Origin of the sequence: Streptomyces sp. Tu6071 (assembly GCF_000213055.1) — a bacterium.
Classification (GTDB): domain Bacteria; phylum Actinomycetota; class Actinomycetes; order Streptomycetales; family Streptomycetaceae; genus Streptomyces; species Streptomyces evansiae.
Genome location: NZ_CM001165.1, coordinates 860,901 through 877,968, shown reverse-complemented (window position 1 = coordinate 877,968; position 17,068 = coordinate 860,901). Strand labels below are relative to the sequence as shown.

Here is a 17,068-nt window from a genome sequence, read left to right as displayed (position 1 = left end):
GCGTCCGAACTGCCGATCCCGGTGAAGATCGTCGTCGCCGGTCCCTTCGCCGTGGGCAAGACGACCTTCGTCGCCGCGGCCTCGGAGACCGCGCCCCTCACCACCGAGGAAGTTCTCACGCAGGCCGGCGAGAGCGTCGACGACCTCAGCGGGGTACGGGGCAAGACGACGACGACCGTCGGCGTCGACTTCGGGCGCCTCACGCTGCGCCCGCCCGAGCCCTCCGCCCACCCGGGCGCGGTGCTCTACCTCTTCGGCGCGCCGGGGCAGGAGCGGTTCCGGCTGCTGTGGGAGGAGCTGACGTACGGGGCGATGGGCGTCCTCGTCCTCGCCGACACGCGGCGCCTCGACGCGAGCTTCGACGTGCTCGACCTCGTGGAGCGGCGCGGCATCCCGTACGCCGTCGCGGTCAACGAGTTCGAGGACTCGCCCGCGCACGGCCCCGAGGCCCTGCGCGCCGCCCTCGACCTGGAGGAGTCCACGCCGCTCGCGGTGTGCGACGCCCGCGATCCGCGGTCGGCGAGGAACATGCTGATCATGCTCGTCGAGCACATCCGTGAGCTGGTGGAGAGTTGAGCAACCGATACGTCCCCGGCGCGACGCCGCTGTACGAGCCCGAGTTCGCCACCGACCCGCACGCCGCCTACGCGCGGCTGCGCGCCCGGCACGGCGCGGTCGCCCCCGTCGAGGTCGCCCCCGGCGTGGGAGCCCACCTCGTCCTCGACTACCGGGCCGCCTGGGAGATCCTGACCGACCAGGACGGGCACTGGTCGAAGGACCCGCGCCCGTGGGAGGCGAGCCTGCCGAGCACCCCCGAGGCGCACGGCGTGCTCGGCATGATCGGCTACCGGCCCAACGCGCTCTTCACCGACGGCGAGGTCCACGACCGCTTCCGGCAGGCGGTGAGCGACTGCTTCCGCATGATCCAGCCGCACCGGCTGCGTGCGACCGTCACGGAGATCGCCGACGACCTCGTGCGCGAGTTCGCCGCCGAGGGCCGCGCCGACCTCGTCGGGCAGTACGCGCGCCCGCTCATGGCGCGCGTCATCAACCGCCTCTACGGGCGCTCCGACGCCTCGGGCCGCGACCTCGACCGCATCCTGACGACCCTCTCGAACGCGGTGGGCGCCGACGCCGTCGCGGCCAACGAGGAGTTCGGCCGCTACATGAACGAACTCATCACGGCGAAGTACGAGAGCCCCGGCGACGACCTGCCCTCCTGGTTCATCGGGCACCCCGCCCAGCTCGCCCCCGAGGAGGTCGTGCAGCACGTCGTGCTGACCCTCGGCGCGGGCAACGAGCCCTCCGCGAACCTCATCAGCAACACCACGGCGCGGATGCTCACCGACGAGCGGTACTACTCCTCGCTCACGGACGGCGCGCTCTCCACCCGCGAGGCGCTCGCCGAGGTCCTGCGCACGGACCCGTCGATGGCGAACTACGGACCGTACTTCGCCACCCGGCCCGTCCACTTCCACGGCACCTGGATACAGCCCGCCGAGCTGGTCCTCGTCTCGTACGCGGGCGCGGGGTCCGACCCCACGGGGCTGCCCGCGCACGCCGACGAGCGCTCGGACGGCGGCGCGCACCTCGGCTTCGGCGCGGGCGAGCACCGCTGCCCGGCGGCCGATCCGGCCCTGCTGATCGCGGCGACCGCCATCGACCGGCTGCTCACCCTGCTGCCCGGCCTGGAACTGGCGGTCCCCTTCGACGAACTGACCTGGCGCCCCGGGCCCTTCCACCGGGCTCTCGCGGCGCTGCCCGTCACTTTCCGACCCGTACGTCCCGATCAGCCAGGAGTCACCCCGTGGACCAACTCCAAGCCGTCACTCTCGACCCTGTAGGCGCCGACATCCCGGCCGAGGCCGCCCGGCTGCGCGAGCGAGGCCCCGTCGTGGGGATCACGCTGCCCGGCGGCATCCCCGCCTTCGCCGTCACGCGGTACGAGAACCTGCGCACCCTCATCCTGGACCCGCGCGTCAGCAAGGACCCGCGCAAGCACTGGGACCGCTGGCCCGAGGCGTCCTCCAACCCGGAGTGGGGCTGGATACTGGGCTGGGTCGGCGTCATCAACATGCTCAGCACGTACGGGGTCGACCACAGCCGGCTGCGCAAGCTCGTCGCGCCCTCCTTCACGCACCACCGCACCGAGCGGCTGCGCGGCAGGGTCGAGGAGATCGTCACGCGCCTGCTCGACGAGATCGAGGCGCGGCCCGAGGGCGAGGTCGTCGACCTGCGCGCCGCCTTCGCGCGCCAGCTCCCGATGGAGATCATCTGCGAGCTGTTCGGCGTGAGCGGTGCCCACAAGGCCGAACTCGTGACGCTGCTGGACGACTTCATGGACGTCTCGCGGCCCGTCGAGGAGGCCATGGCGACGCTCGCCCGCCTCTACGCGGTGCTCGGCGAACTCATCGGGACCAAGCGCGCCGAGCCCGGTGACGACCTCGCGAGCGACCTCGTCACCATGCGCGACACCGACGGCGACCGGCTCTCGGACGACGAGCTGCGCGACACGCTCCTCCTCGTCATCGGCGCCGGGGTCGAGACGACCGTCAACCTCATCGGCAACGCCGCGTTCGCGCTGCTCACCCACCCCGAGCAGCTCGCACAGGCGCGGGCGGGCGAGCTGTCCTGGGAGAAGGTCGTCACCGAGACGCTCCGCTGGGCGCCGAGCATCGCCAACCTGCCGATGCGCTTCGCGGTCGAGGACATCCAGGGGCCCGAGACGGGCGGCGTCCTCATTCCCAGGGGCAGCGCGATCCTCACGACGTACGCGGCGGCCAACCACGACCCCGCGCACTACGGGGCCACGGCGCACCTCTTCGACGCGCACCGCGACTCCGGCGACCACCTCGCCTTCGGGATCGGCGCGCACCGCTGCATCGGCGCCCCGCTCGCCCAGCTGGAGGCCGGCGTCGCGCTCCCGGCGCTCTTCGCCCGCTTCCCGGGCCTGCGCCTCGCGGACCCGGACCCGCGGCAGGTGCCGACCTTCATCGCGCACGGCTGGGCCGAGCTGCCCGCCTACCGCACCGCCTGACCCGCCCCCGCCGCCCGAGCCGGGGCCCCACACCCGGCTCGCGGGCCGCCGCACGGCCCGCCTGTACGTCCCCCTGGCCCTCCCGCGGGCCGTCCCTCAGCCTGCTCCGCGCCTGCTGCCTGGGTTTCCGCCCGGTCCCCGCTTCGGCTCTCTCAGCCCCGTTCCGGATGCCGGTCGCCCTCGTCGATCGCCTGGTGCACATCGGCCGCGAAGCGCAGATAGGCCCGCGTCCCCGTCACGTCGAAGAGCCGCACCAGTACGTCGTCGAGCGGACCGGCGAGCAGCAGGCGCAGGCCCGCCTCCTCGTGCAGGGTGTGCGCCCGCAGCAGTACGCCGAGCACCGTGGAGTCCGCGAAGGTCGTCCGCGAGAGGTCGACCACGGTGAGCGGCAGCCCCGAGGCCAGCGCCCCGGTGAGCGCCCCGTCGAGCACGTCCGCCGTGTCCAGGTCCGCCTCTCCCACCAGCCGTACGACTCGCGCCCCGGGAATGTCCACGTGGCTGACGGCTTCGTCCGGCATGTGGTGGCGCCCTTCCTCGTCACGTCACGCGGGTGCGCGGCGTCGGCAACTGTTGCCTTATGGCAAACATTAGCCGAGCGTCATGGCGCCCGGTAGCGGTACCCGCATGTCATCGTGAACCGCGCGCCCCCGGCTGAGCAGGTGTCAGCCCGCGCCGCGGGCTCGTGACACTTGCCGTTTGACAACAGTGCGCCCGAGGAAACAATCTGAGCCCCGAAAGGACCGCCCGGCCCGACCGGTGGCGTGCGGACCGAGGCGAACCGGAGGTCACAAGCGTGTACTGGTCCAGGGGGCCGTTCCCGCACGACGGGCGGCGCTCAGGCGCTGTCGGCCGTCCCGTCCCGTACGGGCCCCTCGCGCGAGGATTCCGGCTGTCCCTCCTCGCCCCAGTCGGCGGCGTCCCAGTCGGCGGCGTCGAGGAAGCCGCCGAGCCCGCGCGCCAGCGCGTCCCTGTCCGCCTGCGGCATCCGTTCCAGGATCTCCAGGAGAGCGCTCTGCCGCCGCGCCCGCAGCTCGGCGAGATACCGCGTCCCCGGCGGGGTGAGCCGCAGCTCGACCTCCCGGCGGCTCGACCGGCTCGCCGCGCGCTCCACGTAGCCCAGCGCCTGGAGCCGGTCGCACAGGCGGCTCACCGAGGACGGCGCGGCCCCCAGCTCCTCGCCGAGGGTGCGCAGGTTGATCCCGTCCTCACGGTCCAGGATGTACAGCACGCGCAGCTGCGAGACTGAGACGGGCGCCGTCGGCGCCAGATCGCGGCCCTTGTGCCACATCACTTCCAGCAGCTCGATGACCTCCCCGGCCACCCGTGCCGCGGCAGCCCGGTTCTCCTGGGTCGCCGCCTCGGGACGCATGTCCTCAACTCTGACACTTCGCAAGGCTCCTGTCAGTCGCTGGGGCATGACGGTCCGGCTTCCCTTCTCCCGATCTCCGAGACAGGTGGTACACGTACGGTGGACAGATTCGCGGCGGTGGAACGCGCCCTGCGCAAGGCCCCTCCCCATGCTCTGCTCGACGCGTTGCGCACGACACTTCGGGCCCGTTACGGGGCCGCGGGCGCGGATCTGCTCATGGCCGACTACGCCATGACCATACTCCAGCCCGTCGAGCCCCCGGCCCTGCCGCCGGAGCCGCTGTCCGCCCACCTGGGAGCGCCCGGACGCGCCTTCGGGTCCCAGCAGCCGTACGCGGAGAACTCCGGCGAGTGCACCCTCGTCCACGTCCCGGTCACCGTGCGTGGCGACCGGCTCGGCATCCTCACCGTACGGCTGCCCGAGGGCGGCTACGACGAGGGGATGGCCGGGGAACTCGCCGACATCGGCGAAGTGCTCGGGCACGAGATCCTCGTCGCCGAACGCGATACCGACCTCTACCAGCAGGCCCGCCGCGCCCGCCGCCTCACCCTCGCCGCCGAACTCCAGTGGCAGCTCCTCCCCGGCCGGTCCTGCTCGCGCCCCGAGTACGCCCTCGGGGCCCAGCTGGAGCCCGCCTACGCGATCCGCGGCGACAACTTCGACTGGTCGGGCTCGGCCGAGACGCTGCACCTCTCCGTCACCAACGGCATGGGCGAGGGCATCGAGGCCGCGCTGCTCACCAACCTCGCCGTCAACGCGCTGCGCAACGCGCGCCGCGCCGGGCTCGGCCTCGCCGACCAGGCGGCTCTCGCCGACCAGGCGATCTACGGCCACCACCAGGGCAACGTGCACCTGTCCACCCTGCTGCTCCGCTTCGAGCTGGCGACCGGCGAGGCCGAGGTCGTGGACGCGGGCTCGCCGCAGCTCTGGCGGCAGCGCGACGGTGTCACCGAGCAGATCGAACTCGACGCGCAGCTCCCGCTCGGCATGTTCGAGGACACCGTCTACACGGCCCAGCGCTTCCGGGTCCTGCCGGGGGACCGGCTCTTCTTCTTCAGCGACGGCGTGTACGAGGCGCTGTCGCCGGCCGGCGAACCGTACGGGAAGCGCGCGCTCGCCGCCGCGATGACCGGCACCCGGCTGCTGCCGACCGCGCAGGTCCCGTACGCCGTCCTCAAGGAACTCGCCGCGCACCGGGGCGCCCTCGCGCAGGACGACGACGCGATGGTGCTGTGCATGGACTGGCACGGCCGCCAGGCGCCGCTGTAGCGGCGCTCGCGGCGCTCGCGCGGCCGGTCCGGGCGGCGTGGCGCCGTGCGGGTCGCGCGTGGGCGGTACGGGGCGGGCTCAGTTACCGCCGAGTACCGCCCCCAGCTCGTACCGCACCGGCTCGTCGACCTGCGCGTACGTGCAGCTCTCCGGGGTGCGGTCCGGGCGCCAGCGGCGCCAGCGCGCGGTGTGCCGGAAGCGGGCCCTGCCCGAGGCGACGGGGCCCTCCATGTGGTCGTACGCGACCTCGCAGACCCGCTCGGGCCGCAACGGCACCCACGACAGGTCCTTCGTGCCCGTCCACCGGCTCGGCCCGCCCGGGAGGCGCCCCGCCTCCTGCGCCTCCGCCTCGGCCCAGTGCGCCCACGGGTGGTCCCCGCCGGGCTTCCCGGCCCCCGGACCGTCCATCCGCAGTGGCTCCAGCTCCTCCATCAGCTCCGCGCGGCGCTTCATCGGGAAGGCCGCGCACACGCCCACGTGCTGGAGCGCGCCCGCGTCGTCGTACAGCCCGAGCAGCAGCGAGCCGACCACCGGGCCGCTCTTGTGGAAACGCAGCCCGGCCACGACGCAGTCGGCCGTCCGCTCGTGCTTGACCTTGAACATGACGCGCTGGTTCTCGCGGTACGGCAGCTCCGGCGGCTTCGCGACGATCCCGTCCAGCCCCGCCCCCTCGAAGCGCCCGAACCACTCCTCGGCCACCGCCCGGTCCCCCGTCGCGGGGGCGAGGTACACCGGGGGAGCCACCCGGGCGAGCACCGCTTCCAGCCGCTCCCTGCGCTCGCGCTGCGGGCGCTCCACGAGCGCGTCCTCGCCGAGCGCGAGCAGGTCGAAGGCGATGTACGAGGACGGCGTGGTCTCCGCGAGCAGCCGCACCCGCGAGGCCGCGGGGTGGATGCGCTCGCTCAGCGCGTCGAAGTCGAGCCTCCCCTCGCGCGCCACGACGACCTCCCCGTCCAGCACGCACCGCTCGGGCAGCCGCTCCCGCAGCGCCTCGACCAGCTCGGGGAAGTACCGCCCGAGCGGCTTGCCCGTACGGCTGCCCAGCTCCACCTCGGCACCGTCCTTGAAGACGAGGCAGCGGAAGCCGTCCCACTTCGCCTCGTAGTGCATCCCGGGCGGGATCTCGGGCACGGCCCTCGCGAGCATCGGGCGCACCGGGGGCATGACAGGCAGACGCATGGCTTTTGACCTCCTCAAACTACCGAAAGTGAGCGGGTGATCTCTTTCGCTGGCTTCCGCTGGCTTTCGACTGTTCCCGATGGCGTGTGCCCTGTGGCGTGCCCTGGACGACCGCCGAGGAGACCGCCAAGGCCCCGCTCTACCGCCCGGCGGGTGGTGGCGGCGCTGTCCGGCCAGAGGTGCGAGTACGTATCAAGCGTGATCGCGGCGGAGCTGTGGCCCAACCTCTTCTGGACCACCTTCACGGACTCGCCCTCCTTGATCAGTAGTGAGGCGTACGTGTGGCGCAGCGTGTGAAGGGTGACCTTGGCCGGGAGCGGCTGCTCACCCTGCGCGGCCAGGATCTCGTTCGCCCGCTTCACGATCTTCGCCCAGACGCGAGCCCACGGCGACCGCTGGACCGGCTCGCCCGAAGGCGTCGTGAAGATCAGCCGCACCAGGCGTTCCCGACGCTTCCCGCTGGTCGTGTCGGCCATGAGCTGGGCCACTGGCGGCTGGGCCTTGATGCGCGCCCCCACAGCGTCCGTGACGGCAGCGGGAACCGGGACACCCCGCAGGCTGGTCGCCGTCTTCACCGGGGCGATGCGGACCCCCTTGCCGTCGATCACCGAGAGCTGTTGGCGTACGAGGATTTCGCCCTCAAGGACATGCTCCGGCTCCAGGCCGAACAGCTCTCCTTGCCGAAGGCCCGAGGCGGCGGCGAGGAGGAGGGCCACCCAGTAGCCGTCCGGCGCCGCCTCGATCAGCGCCGAGACCTGGGCGGTGCTGAGCGGGATGATCTCCTTCGTCGGCTTGGCCGGGAGCCGTATGCGGTCGGCGCGGCCCCGGCTCTTGCATGGGCTCACGGTGATGTACTCGCCAATTGCCCACGAGAAAACGGCCTTGAGGGTGCCGTACACGACCTCGACGCTGGACGGGGCCAGTACCTCCGCGCGGTCGTTGACCCACGCCTGAACGTCGGCCTTCTTGATGGACGTGATCTTGCAAGAGCCGAGCTGCGGCAGGATGTGGAGCCGCAAGGAGCGCTCTACATTGCCCCGCGTCTGAGGGCGGTGCTCCACCCCGGTAGCTGCCTGCCACTTGGCCGCGACCTCCCCGAAGGTGATTTCGGTGGGCGTGACATAACTGCCGCTGTCCATGGACGACTTGACCTCAGCCGCAAAGGCGTTTGCCTCGGGCTTCGTCTTGAACATCCTCTTTCGCTGGCGGCAGTCGCGCTCCCGCCAGCGGACAGCCCAGCGGAGGGCTGCCCCGTGGGCCCCGCTCGCGTAGGGGTAGTCACGGGTCCCGCACTTCCGGCACGGCTGGGCGTCGTCGGTGGGGGGTGTCCTCCGGTGCCAGCGATCTTGAATCTGGACGGTTCCGCTCATGGGTGCTCCTCGGGTCACATGTGCCCTGTCGAGCGTTGCGGCGCGAACCGGTCAAAAGCGAGCAGATCAGGCGTCGGGTCGGTCACAGGGTCGGAGATCTACACGAACCGCGACCAACAGGTTCAGGGGTTGAGGAAGCGCTTTCCGTCAAGCCCCGCCTCTTGTCGCCCAGGAATTCGGGGCGGGCGCGAGGAGGCCCACTATGCGAGATATCTGAGGTTTTGTGCACGTTTTGTCGGGCGGGGCTGCTCTGGTTGAGGGAGCCAACCGAAGACCCTCCCCAGGAAGGACCGGGACGCATGGACAGGATGCTTTCCCCGAAGGACCTGAGCGAATGGCTCGGGATCTCGCTACAGGCCGTGTACCACCTCAACCACTCCGGCGCCGGGCCCCGCTATAGCAGGGTGGGCGGGAAGGTCATCCGCTACCGGCTCGCCGACGTTGAGGCGTGGCTCGACTCCCGCGCCGTGGAGCGCGGCGACCGCAGCGGGGCCGCCGCGTGAACCAGCCCGTACGCGTACCGGGCCGCCCCGTGAGGCCGCCCCACGCCGACACCGAAGCGGTCGTGCTCTACCTCCTGGAGTACCAGAAGACGCGGCCCTTCGAGAGCAGCACACAGGCCCGCCGCTGGATCAACACGCAGGTCTCGGCCGGGCGCCTCCGGAACGAGGGGGGTCAGGGCCGAGGCAACGCCCGCTACGACCTCCGGCAGCTCGACCAGCTCTTGCGCGAGGTCCCGACGCGCCGCCGGGGGCCCGCGTGAGCGCCCCGCTGACCGCCGACACCGAGCACGTACTTGACCACATCACAGCCTGGCGCAGGGATGGCCGGTTCTTCGTGGACCGGGGCGAGGCCCGGCGCTGGCTCCTCGCCGAGGCCGAGGCCGGGCGCCTCACGCGCTTCGGCGGGGCGGCATGGCGTCGGTGGGACCTCGCCGAGGTCGATGCGCTCCTCCGCGCCGACTGCTGAACGCATTTCGATCTTTGACAACTCAACAGCGTGCGAACGCAAGAAAGCGGCCCCGGCTGGCAGATAAACCGGGACCGCAACTCGTTAGGAGAGTACCTATGAGCATACCCGAAGAATTCGATATCGAGAAGACGACCGTGGAAGGAGAATCCGCTCTCATGTTTCAGCCGCCCATTCCTGATTCGGCGAGCCCCGCGCACAAGAACGGTAGCGATCCGCCGGGAGACCAACCGCACCGGTATTTGCCCCGTCGAAATGGGCGGATGCGGCGGACGGCGAGTCATGCCGAACCGCGCTCAGCGCCGGGCCGCGCGGAAGACCGGAACCGCGTCCATGGCTTTTACCCGGCATGACGATGACTGCCCCGTTCTCACCGTGGGGCGATTCAGTCCTTAGAGCAAGCGAAAGCCCCCGGTGACGACAGCCGGGGGGGGCTTCCAGTAACTACCAACTGAGAGGTATTACCGATGGTAACACCCGAGACGGACAATCCACCACCATTCGACCAGCCCTCGCCCAGCCCACCGGGCGCCGAACTCACGCCGGATGACGAGATGGAAGCCCTCATGGAGGAGTACCGCCTTGAGGGGGACGTTCGGAAGGCCACACGTGATCACGTGGTCTATGAGATGGCCCGCGAGCGCGCCAAGGCCGAGGTGGAGGCGAAGAGGTACGCGGCCGACATTGCCGCACTGGCCGCCTGCTCCCGGAATCTGACCAGCTTCCTCAACGAGGAGACAGCCGAGGCCAGTTACGACGTGGCCGACCTGTTGCCGGCAGAGGGGAACTTCACCCTCGTCGCGGCGAAGAAGACCGGCAAGACGAGTACGACCATCGAACTCGTCCGGGCCTACGCGGACGGCTCCCCCTTCCTCGGGCGGTTCGAGATCACCGGGGGCCCGCAGCACGTAGGCATGTGGGATTACGAGATGGGCGACCCCCAGCTACGGGAGTGGCTGCGGCGCGCGGGCATCCGCAACACCGACCGCGTGCACCTCCTGCCCCTGCGCGGGCAGCACCTCTCCCTACGCACCCCCGCGACGCGTGAATGGGCGGCGGGCTGGCTCCGTGATCGCCGGGTCGGGCTGTGGCTCCTCGACCCCGCCCACCGCGCCATGACCGGCTTCACGACGCAGGGAGACCCCAACACCGCCGCCCAGGAGTTCACGGAGACCCTTGAGCAGATCAAGCGTGAGGCCGGGGTGCGGAACATCGGGCTCCCTGTTCACACCGGGCTCAGCGGCGAGCACGCGCGCGGCGCCTCCCGCTGGGGGGAGTGGCCAGACGCAATCTGGAAGCTCAAGAAGGACGAGAACGGGCGCCGCACCCTGTCCGCCGAGGGCCGAGACGTGGACCTCGCAGAGACGACCGTGCAGCGCGACGCGGAGACGCGACGGCTCTCGGTCTCCGCGTTCGACAACGCCGGGAGCGCATACCAGGGGCCGAGCGACGTGGACCGGCTGTGCATGTGGCTGGACGCTCACCCTGACGATCACCCGTCGAAACGACGCGTCGCGGAGATCCTGAACGTGAGCCAGGAGAAGGCCGCGACCATCCTCGAAACGGCCGAGGACGCCGGACGCATCGTCGTCCGGCCGGGCCCCCGGCGGTCGCAACGGGCATGGCTCCCAGAGCACGTGGAGGCCGAGGCAGAGGCCGCCCAGCCCCGGCAGATGGAGCTGTAGGCGGTGACTGCTCGGTTGACTGCTCGGCAGTGCTTCGGAAGCAGTCACCGAGCAGTCGAAACGCCCAGGTCACACCGCTTCCGAAGCAGTCGGAAGCACTCACTGCTCTTAACCCTTTAGGGGGGAGCACTCAGCCGGAAGCACTGGATTCACCCCCTGGGCGCCCTCCCGAAGGGCCCCCGCCACCCCCAGAAAGGCACAAGATCATGGACGTCCCGAACTACCCGCCGCCGCCGAACCCTGGCGAGCTGGTCATGGCGCACTGGAAGCGCATCGAACGATCTCACCCGCTCGCCCCCGGCAACTGGACGGCGTTCACGAAGGCGGTCGATGAGGCGATCCGGGAGGTGATCACCCTGTACGCGGCCGCCGCCTTCGTAGGCATCCCGCTGGACGTACCGGCCCAGGTGATGGCGTGCGTGAACGCCGGGGAGTCCCCGCCGCCCCTCGCGGAACTCCTGCAAGCCTGGGCGACAGAGCTAAGCCTGAACGCCCCCGAGAACGCCCCTGGCGGCCCCTAGGAAGCGCTAGCACCCCGTTCCGGCCCCCCAGAGCCGTCAGCCTCCCGCCTGGCCCTCTGGGGGGCCTTTCTGGCCTTTCACCCCGGGGCGTTTATCAAAACATACTCCCTATTTCCTAATGTGACCGGTATCACGTAATTGTTTCGCTCTAATTCCATTGTGGATTGGGCAGGATTGGGCAGAATGGAATAGAGCGCGGGGTACTCGCTCAAGGCCGCGCGGCCTTTCTTCCCATCCCGAGGGTTCTCCTCGTGTTACCTCGGGGCGTCAAGTATCAGTTTCGGGCTTTCTCCCCTTTCACCGAAACCGGTAGGGATCGTCCAAGGAAGGCCGCGCGCACCTCTTCCCGGTAGCTAGGTGGCTACCACCGAATTCGGCGAGAAACGGCGTGGAGCCCTCGGAATTCGGCCAGTGGAGGCATTTGCCCCGAACTCCAGTCCCCGAAGCTGGTCGGCTGTCGTCGCACCGTTGGTAGTTGCCTCCGGATCGCGAATGGGATCTCAACAAGAAGTACCCGCATCCCTCAAGCGAAGAAGAAGGCATCATCATGTCCGACAATCCCAACCCCGAGGCGGCCCCCGAGGCGACGCCTGAGCGCGCAAACCAGTTCGCGACTCTCAGCCAGGTACGCGACGAACTCAACCGCCTCCTCGGCGAGGCGCGTGACGAGAAGTCCGGTGATTTCAACCTGGACGGCATCAAGTCCGTCAGCGGCACGCGGCACCAGAAGCTCCGTTACGTGGAAACGCTCAACGCTCGCCTTCGAGAACTCAAGGCCCGCGCGGACGCCCTTCACGGCAGCGGCGAGATGGACGGCTGGGGCCAGGGCTCCCACGAGATCCGTGGAGGCTCCCACGGCTCCGCGACGACGAAGCGTTCCAGCGTCACCCACGACACCCATGCATGGGCTCAGGACACGGCGCAGCGGCTCACTAAGGCCCTCGGCGGGCGCCACGGCACGAAGGCGATCGTAAGTGGGAGCTTCGATGCTCCAGGGATGGTCCGTACGGGCGCATATGCGCTTCCGGCGAATCCTTCTCGCGTGCTGGACCTCGTTGACCGGGTGTCAATCCCCGGCCGATCCTTTGAGTTCTTGCGCCAGACGGTGCGCACAGATGCGGCCACCGCAGTGCCCGATGGCACCCTCAAGCCGACCAGCCAGTACACGATGCTCTCCGTGCAGGACGTTGCGCACACGTACGCCCATTTGTCGGCCCCGGTCCCGCTCCAGGTGCTGGCCGACCACAGGGAGCTGTCCGGCTGGCTTGAGGATGAACTCGCGCGCGGAGTCACGGACGCCATCGACGCCGACATTGTGAGCGGGGCTTCCGGCGGCGGCCAGATTCAGGGCATCTTGAACACCTCCGGCGTGGTGGCGGTCAGCTACAGCACGTCTGTTCCGGTCACGCTGCGCAAGGCGCTGACCTCCGTACAGAGTGCGCACGTCGCCGCGAACGCGTGGGCCCTAAACCCTGCCGACCTTGAGACCCTCGACCTCCTCGTAGGGGCGGACGGTACCTACGTCGGGGCGAGTGCGGCCGGTACGCCGGGGTCGTTCAGCTACAAGAACATCTTTGGCGATCTTCCCGTGGTGCTGACGACTTCCGTCCCAGCGGGGACCGCCCTGCTCGGAGACTGGTCGAAGGCCCGACTTTTTGTCAGGAATGAGATGACCATCGACGTGGACACCTCGGGGCCGGATCTCTTTGATTACAACCTCGCGAAGTTCCGAGCTGAGCAGCGCGTCGGATTCGCGCTTGTGATGCCCTCGGCCTTCCGCGTGGTGGACCTGACGGCGTAGGCCCCACATCTCCGGGGGCCCCTCTGGCGTTGGGGGCTCCCGGTTAGCCCGCACAACAGGGGGCGTCGCTCAACTGGGCGGCGTCCCTTGCTTGTTGGAGAGGCCGGCAAAGACGGGCGTACCTCGGGGAACAGGGCGAGCTTAGGGTGCACTCCTCGGGCATAAGGGCGCACACCTCGGGCCAACGGTATGGGTACGGGCAGCGCACCCCCGCCCCTCGTACGCGCACCGATGTGTGCACCAAGCTCATAGCAACAACGTCATGTGAGCCTGAGTGCCAGTGAGGTCATGAGCTACACGAATAGCCAAGACATGTGCACGAAGGATAGTACGCACTGGATATAGCACACCTATGCCAATAGGTAGTACCCATACCGAGAGTCGAGTATGGGTGTGCACACCAGTATCACCACACTCTATGTACCTAGATGATGAACCTTATGTTGGTGATCACATGATGTTGCTACTGATCACGAGCACAAACCCGTTTGCCTAACCTTCGACTCGAAGCCACACAAAGTCCGTTCAATGTGGTTCATTGCGGATTGAAAGGCTTTCGCGCGAACCTTCGGGCTTTGGCGAGGCTTCGGGCTTGCGGACGGCTTCGGGAAAGCGTGGGTTCCCAGGAACCACGTACTACCCACCGTAGGTACTTAAAGGTAAGGAATCCCCTTACCGGACCGCCAACGGCACAGCTACTGCTGCAATTCCACAAGATCGCCGGTGGGAACCATAGTTCCCAAGAACGATCTTTCGACACCGAAAGCCACCCACCCCCGGTAAGCCAGCAACTCAGCGCGGAGTGGAACCGAAAACGCTAGACCCCCACTCCGGCGGACCAACCGCGACGCCGCCGCATAAATATCCACCGTTGGCCGACGCGACCCGGGGGAGGGGGCCGGACCGTTCGAAAACCGCCCGGACGACCCCCGCTGCTGTCGCCCGTTTCTCTCCCTATTGTTCGTCTGGGGAAAGCCGCAGGTCAGGGTATGTATATGCATTCGTTTATGCAGGAGGCTGGATCGATGCGAATTTACCGAAAACCGTGCGCTGAGTGCGGGAAGAGCTTCGACGGAAGCGCAGCGCAGGTGTTCTGCCGGAAAGTGGATTGTCTGCGCGTTCGGCGGGCCAGGAGCGCCCGACGCCAGTACGCGAAGGCTCGCGCGAATGGGATGCCGCCCCGTACTGGCAACACCGTTCCGTGTTCGGAATGCGGGAAACCCCTCACGGGCAGTAAAGGCAGCCTCCCCGCCGGACAGCGGACCTGCCGCCCATGCCGAGCGAAAAGGCGAATGTGAGGAGTCCACAAGCGGTGGGGTGGGGACCATAGTCCCCACCCACGGTCTTTCGACTCGTACTATCAGGAGGTGAAGCGTGGCCCCAAGGCCCGCAAGGCCGAGGTGGCCGCGCTCTCCGAACAGGGGATGAGCGGCCGTGCCATAGGGCGCAAGCTAGGCGACGATCGGCTACCTGAGAGCCGACTCCAGCGCCCTCGCGATGAGGCGTTGCGCTGCGGCCCCGTGAACCGCGATGCGTGACAGCTCGCCGAAGGCCCGCAGGTAGGTGTGGATCTCGCCGGGCGCCGTGACATTGACCTCGGCCGTCAGCGTTTCCACCGCCACCTGGGCGTCATCGAACACGTAGAAGGCTTCCAGCGGCCAGACCGTGCGCCGGACGCCGAACGGGATGATCCCGAGGGACACGTTCGGCCGAGACATGATCTCCAGCAGATGCCGGAGCTGGGCGGCAAGCTCGGGCCCGTCGCACACCCGGTAGTACAGCACCGCTTCTTCGAGGATCAGCCCGAAGCGGTGGTTTCCCGTGTGCACGACCCGGGACCGCTTGAGGCGTGCCCGTACGGCGTCGGCCACGTCGTCCGGGGTTCCCTGGAAGGCCGTGATGGACCGCAGGAGCCCTGTCGCGTAGTCGGCGGTCTGGAGCATCCCCGGTACGAGGTTCGAGGCGTACACCCGGAAGTGGGTGGTCCGCTCGTACAGGGGGACCGTGCTCTCGTGGACCCGGCGCATCCCGTCCCGGTGGATCTGCCGCCAGTGGACGTACATGGACTCGGCAGTCCGGCTCGCGGCGATGAGGTCGGCCGCCTGGTCGGCCACGCCGCAGGCTTCGCACCACGCCCTGATATCGGCGTCGGAGGGGGCCGTCTTGGCCCGTGCGATGCGGGAGGCTTTCGCTCTGTGCCACCCGCACCGCACGGCCAGGTCGTGCCCGCTGAGCCCCGCGTCCCGCCTCATCTCGTCCAGACGAGAGGCGATGCCCCTGCGGGCGGCCTGGGCGGTGGAAAGTGGTGACTCGGGCATGGACTTGATTCTCAGATGACGTACTTGTCGTGCGGGATGGCCCGCTCCCAGACGGCTTCGAAAGCGCCCGCGCAGAGCCCGACCGCAGCTTGGTCATAAGTCTGGTCGGTGTGAACCCAACGGCCCTCGCCGTCGAAGATGTTGAACTGGACGAGGTTGTTGTCGAACAACCAGAAGTCGTATTCGGGGAGGTCGAGCCCGGACGCCGCCTGACGCGGAAGCCACCGGATCTCTTCGCCCGCCGCGATGTTGGTGAAGGTGAACGAATGCTCGTAGCGGATGTACTCGCTGGGCGGCTCGCTCACGATGCGGGCCCGGCGCACGTGGACGCCCTTGGCGGTGACCTCCTGCACCAGGTCCAGCCACGGACGCCACCACGACTCGCGGTCGTCGGGGTCGAGCCGGTGACCTTCCCGCCACGCCGCAAAGCCCTTGTCCTCGTTCGGAATGGCGTACGTGTCGCGCATCTCCAGATGGACGGCGGACCACTCGGCGGACCGGATCAGGTCGGTGAAGTTAGCGAGACTCTGCGTCATCGAGCGCCTTTCTCAGCACGGGGATCATGCTCTTGGGCAACCACACCACACCCTCATGAGGCGGAAGCGGACTGTCCTGGACGGTCTGGGCGGTCGTCTCGGCATCGGCCGTCACTCCCTGGATGAGGAGTTGGTGCGTGTCCTCGTCCACCCACACGGCCGGGCAGCCGTGATCCCCGGACTCCGGGTCTTTCCCGACGAACCGTAGACGCATTGCATCTCCTCAAGTCGAGTCACGTTGCACGCTGTTGCAACGAAGCCTCACGGCGCCGAGGGCTAGCGTCAAGGCTGTTCAACGCGTACGTGCAACAGCGTGCAACACGCTGGCCCGGAGCCTTCGCCGCGTCCTAGCGTCGGTCGTCACAACTCCCGGGAGGCGTGATGAACGACCACAGGATCAGCTACCAGGAGAAGCCGGTAGACCTGCCGGTCGGCTTCTTCGCCTGGCTGCTCGACTGCCGCCCTGTCGCGGGCTGTAAGACCTGCCAGACCGCGTGGCAGAGCCTCACGGACGCCAAGGCGAAGGGCGACGACTGGGGGGCCTCGGGGTACGCCCACATGATCCGCGAGCACCACACCGGAGGCCACGCGTGACGACGACGCGCGACGGTCACAAGGCTGCCGCCGAGGCGGCGGAGGCTCTTCGGGGGGCCTTCGCCGACCTCGGCCTACCGGAGCGGGTGTGGGCCAGCCTGCGCCCCCTGGTCGCCGACGACAGCGGGAACCCGTACGTGTACCTGGGACTCGTTCGCGCCGAGGTCGCCCAGCGGATCGCCGAGGCCGTCAGGGCGGGCCGGACCCGCTGACCTAGCCGCCCCCTTCCCCGCCACGCGCGTACTGGACGGCGAGGACAAGATCAAGGTTGGCGGTGATCCACTCCCGGTGCTTGCTGTTCGACGGCGCCTCCATGTCGAAGGCGAAGAGAACGGCGGCCAGGTTCACCAGGTCTTCGGCGTCCGCGACGGCAACGGGGAGGGTCAGGTTCAGGTCGATGGTCGTCATGAGGGTCATCCC

The 17,068-nt window shown here is 69.0% G+C and carries 19 protein-coding genes; 12 read left to right on the top strand and 7 right to left on the bottom strand.

Annotated elements, in window-relative coordinates:
• Window positions 1-9: 9 nt before the first annotated feature.
• Genes STTU_RS03650 through STTU_RS03640 form a run of 3 tightly spaced genes read left to right on the top strand, consistent with a single transcriptional unit; the run spans window position 10 to window position 3,037 of the window.
• A complete protein-coding gene (locus STTU_RS03650; RefSeq protein WP_043257029.1) occupies window positions 10-576 on the top strand; it encodes a GTP-binding protein in 567 nt (188 codons plus the stop codon).
• Window positions 573-1,844: a cytochrome P450 gene (locus tag STTU_RS03645; RefSeq protein WP_043254006.1), complete on the top strand. Its 1,272-nt coding sequence runs from the start codon at window positions 573-575 to the stop codon at window positions 1,842-1,844. Before STTU_RS03650 ends, STTU_RS03645 begins: the two co-directional genes overlap by 4 nt.
• A complete protein-coding gene (locus STTU_RS03640) occupies window positions 1,808-3,037 on the top strand; it encodes a cytochrome P450 family protein (RefSeq protein WP_043254004.1) in 1,230 nt (409 codons plus the stop codon). Before STTU_RS03645 ends, STTU_RS03640 begins: the two co-directional genes overlap by 37 nt.
• Before the next feature lie 152 nt (window positions 3,038-3,189).
• On the opposite strand, the gene STTU_RS03635 is transcribed toward STTU_RS03640, so the two are convergent.
• Entirely contained in the window at window positions 3,190-3,555 is a 366-nt protein-coding gene (locus STTU_RS03635; RefSeq protein WP_007819935.1) for an STAS domain-containing protein, read from the bottom strand.
• A 317-nt stretch (window positions 3,556-3,872) separates the two neighbouring features.
• Window positions 3,873-4,406, bottom strand: a complete 534-nt coding sequence (locus tag STTU_RS03630) for a MarR family winged helix-turn-helix transcriptional regulator (protein WP_007819933.1) — start codon at window positions 4,404-4,406, stop codon at window positions 3,873-3,875.
• Between the two features lie 99 nt (window positions 4,407-4,505).
• Here STTU_RS03630 and STTU_RS03625 point away from each other — a divergent pair, with 99 nt between their 5' ends.
• Complete coding sequence (locus STTU_RS03625; protein WP_043254002.1) at window positions 4,506-5,675, top strand: PP2C family protein-serine/threonine phosphatase; 1,170 nt, start codon at window positions 4,506-4,508, stop codon at window positions 5,673-5,675.
• 78 nt (window positions 5,676-5,753) lie between these two features.
• Here STTU_RS03625 and STTU_RS03620 read toward each other — a convergent pair whose 3' ends face one another.
• Both STTU_RS03620 and STTU_RS03615 read right to left on the bottom strand, forming a co-directional pair.
• Window positions 5,754-6,854, bottom strand: a complete 1,101-nt coding sequence (locus STTU_RS03620; protein ID WP_007819930.1) for an ATP-dependent DNA ligase — start codon at window positions 6,852-6,854, stop codon at window positions 5,754-5,756.
• A 14-nt stretch (window positions 6,855-6,868) separates the two neighbouring features.
• Window positions 6,869-8,047 carry a tyrosine-type recombinase/integrase gene (locus STTU_RS03615; protein ID WP_007819929.1) on the bottom strand — a complete coding sequence of 393 codons (1,179 nt, stop codon included), beginning with the start codon at window positions 8,045-8,047 and terminating at the stop codon, window positions 6,869-6,871.
• A 476-nt stretch (window positions 8,048-8,523) separates the two neighbouring features.
• Between STTU_RS03615 and STTU_RS03610 the strand changes: the two genes are divergently transcribed.
• The 6 genes from STTU_RS03610 (at window position 8,524) to STTU_RS03585 (ending at window position 13,200) form a co-directional block, all read left to right on the top strand.
• On the top strand, window positions 8,524-8,727 hold the full coding sequence (locus STTU_RS03610; protein ID WP_052862312.1) for a helix-turn-helix transcriptional regulator: 204 nt from the start codon (window positions 8,524-8,526) through the stop codon (window positions 8,725-8,727).
• A gap of 29 nt (window positions 8,728-8,756) precedes the next feature.
• On the top strand, window positions 8,757-8,987 hold the full coding sequence (locus STTU_RS03605; RefSeq protein ID WP_007819926.1) for a hypothetical protein: 231 nt from the start codon (window positions 8,757-8,759) through the stop codon (window positions 8,985-8,987).
• Window positions 8,984-9,193, top strand: coding sequence for a hypothetical protein (locus tag STTU_RS03600; RefSeq protein ID WP_043253998.1), 210 nt, complete (start codon window positions 8,984-8,986; stop codon window positions 9,191-9,193). Before STTU_RS03605 ends, STTU_RS03600 begins: the two co-directional genes overlap by 4 nt.
• 467 nt (window positions 9,194-9,660) lie before the next feature.
• Complete coding sequence (locus STTU_RS03595; RefSeq protein WP_078518902.1) at window positions 9,661-10,878, top strand: AAA family ATPase; 1,218 nt, start codon at window positions 9,661-9,663, stop codon at window positions 10,876-10,878.
• A 206-nt stretch (window positions 10,879-11,084) separates the two neighbouring features.
• Window positions 11,085-11,399, top strand: coding sequence for a hypothetical protein (locus STTU_RS03590; RefSeq protein ID WP_007819923.1), 315 nt, complete (start codon window positions 11,085-11,087; stop codon window positions 11,397-11,399).
• 475 nt (window positions 11,400-11,874) lie between these two features.
• Entirely contained in the window at window positions 11,875-13,200 is a 1,326-nt protein-coding gene (locus tag STTU_RS03585) for a phage major capsid protein (RefSeq protein ID WP_158678766.1), read from the top strand.
• A 1,466-nt stretch (window positions 13,201-14,666) separates the two neighbouring features.
• Here the strand turns inward: STTU_RS03585 and STTU_RS03580 are convergent.
• On the bottom strand, window positions 14,667-15,518 hold the full coding sequence (locus tag STTU_RS03580) for a helix-turn-helix domain-containing protein (RefSeq protein WP_043253995.1): 852 nt from the start codon (window positions 15,516-15,518) through the stop codon (window positions 14,667-14,669).
• Window positions 15,519-15,529: 11 nt separating this feature from the next.
• A complete protein-coding gene (locus tag STTU_RS03575; RefSeq protein ID WP_043253993.1) occupies window positions 15,530-16,054 on the bottom strand; it encodes a DUF6879 family protein in 525 nt (174 codons plus the stop codon).
• A 381-nt stretch (window positions 16,055-16,435) separates the two neighbouring features.
• On the opposite strand from STTU_RS03575, the gene STTU_RS03565 reads away from it, so the two are divergent.
• The gene (locus STTU_RS03565; protein WP_043253990.1) at window positions 16,436-16,648 is read left to right on the top strand and encodes a hypothetical protein; all 213 of its coding nucleotides are present in this window, start codon (window positions 16,436-16,438) and stop codon (window positions 16,646-16,648) included.
• Window positions 16,645-16,860: a hypothetical protein gene (locus STTU_RS03560; protein WP_007819911.1), complete on the top strand. Its 216-nt coding sequence runs from the start codon at window positions 16,645-16,647 to the stop codon at window positions 16,858-16,860. The genes STTU_RS03565 and STTU_RS03560 overlap by 4 nt, the downstream gene beginning before the upstream one ends.
• 1 nt (window position 16,861) lies before the next feature.
• Here the strand turns inward: STTU_RS03560 and STTU_RS03555 are convergent, their stop codons facing one another.
• Window positions 16,862-17,056, bottom strand: coding sequence for a hypothetical protein (locus STTU_RS03555; RefSeq protein WP_158678765.1), 195 nt, complete (start codon window positions 17,054-17,056; stop codon window positions 16,862-16,864).
• Window positions 17,057-17,068: the final 12 nt, after the last annotated feature.

Excerpts from the sequence above, each read along its gene's own strand:
- STTU_RS03620 (WP_007819930.1), bottom strand. The coding sequence starts at position 6,854 with ATGCGTCTGCCTGTCATGCCCCCGGTGCGCCCGATGCTCGCGAGGGCC.
- STTU_RS03575 (WP_043253993.1), bottom strand. The coding sequence starts at position 16,054 with ATGACGCAGAGTCTCGCTAACTTCACCGACCTGATCCGGTCCGCCGAG.
- STTU_RS03635 (WP_007819935.1), bottom strand. The coding sequence starts at position 3,555 with ATGCCGGACGAAGCCGTCAGCCACGTGGACATTCCCGGGGCGCGAGTC.
- STTU_RS03615 (WP_007819929.1), bottom strand. The coding sequence starts at position 8,047 with ATGTTCAAGACGAAGCCCGAGGCAAACGCCTTTGCGGCTGAGGTCAAG.
- STTU_RS03580 (WP_043253995.1), bottom strand. The coding sequence starts at position 15,518 with ATGCCCGAGTCACCACTTTCCACCGCCCAGGCCGCCCGCAGGGGCATC.
- STTU_RS03555 (WP_158678765.1), bottom strand. The coding sequence starts at position 17,056 with ATGACGACCATCGACCTGAACCTGACCCTCCCCGTTGCCGTCGCGGAC.
- STTU_RS03610 (WP_052862312.1), top strand. The coding sequence starts at position 8,524 with ATGGACAGGATGCTTTCCCCGAAGGACCTGAGCGAATGGCTCGGGATC.
- STTU_RS03590 (WP_007819923.1), top strand. The coding sequence starts at position 11,085 with ATGGACGTCCCGAACTACCCGCCGCCGCCGAACCCTGGCGAGCTGGTC.
- STTU_RS03565 (WP_043253990.1), top strand. The coding sequence starts at position 16,436 with ATGAACGACCACAGGATCAGCTACCAGGAGAAGCCGGTAGACCTGCCG.
- STTU_RS03595 (WP_078518902.1), top strand. The coding sequence starts at position 9,661 with ATGGTAACACCCGAGACGGACAATCCACCACCATTCGACCAGCCCTCG.
- STTU_RS03630 (WP_007819933.1), bottom strand. The coding sequence starts at position 4,406 with ATGCGTCCCGAGGCGGCGACCCAGGAGAACCGGGCTGCCGCGGCACGG.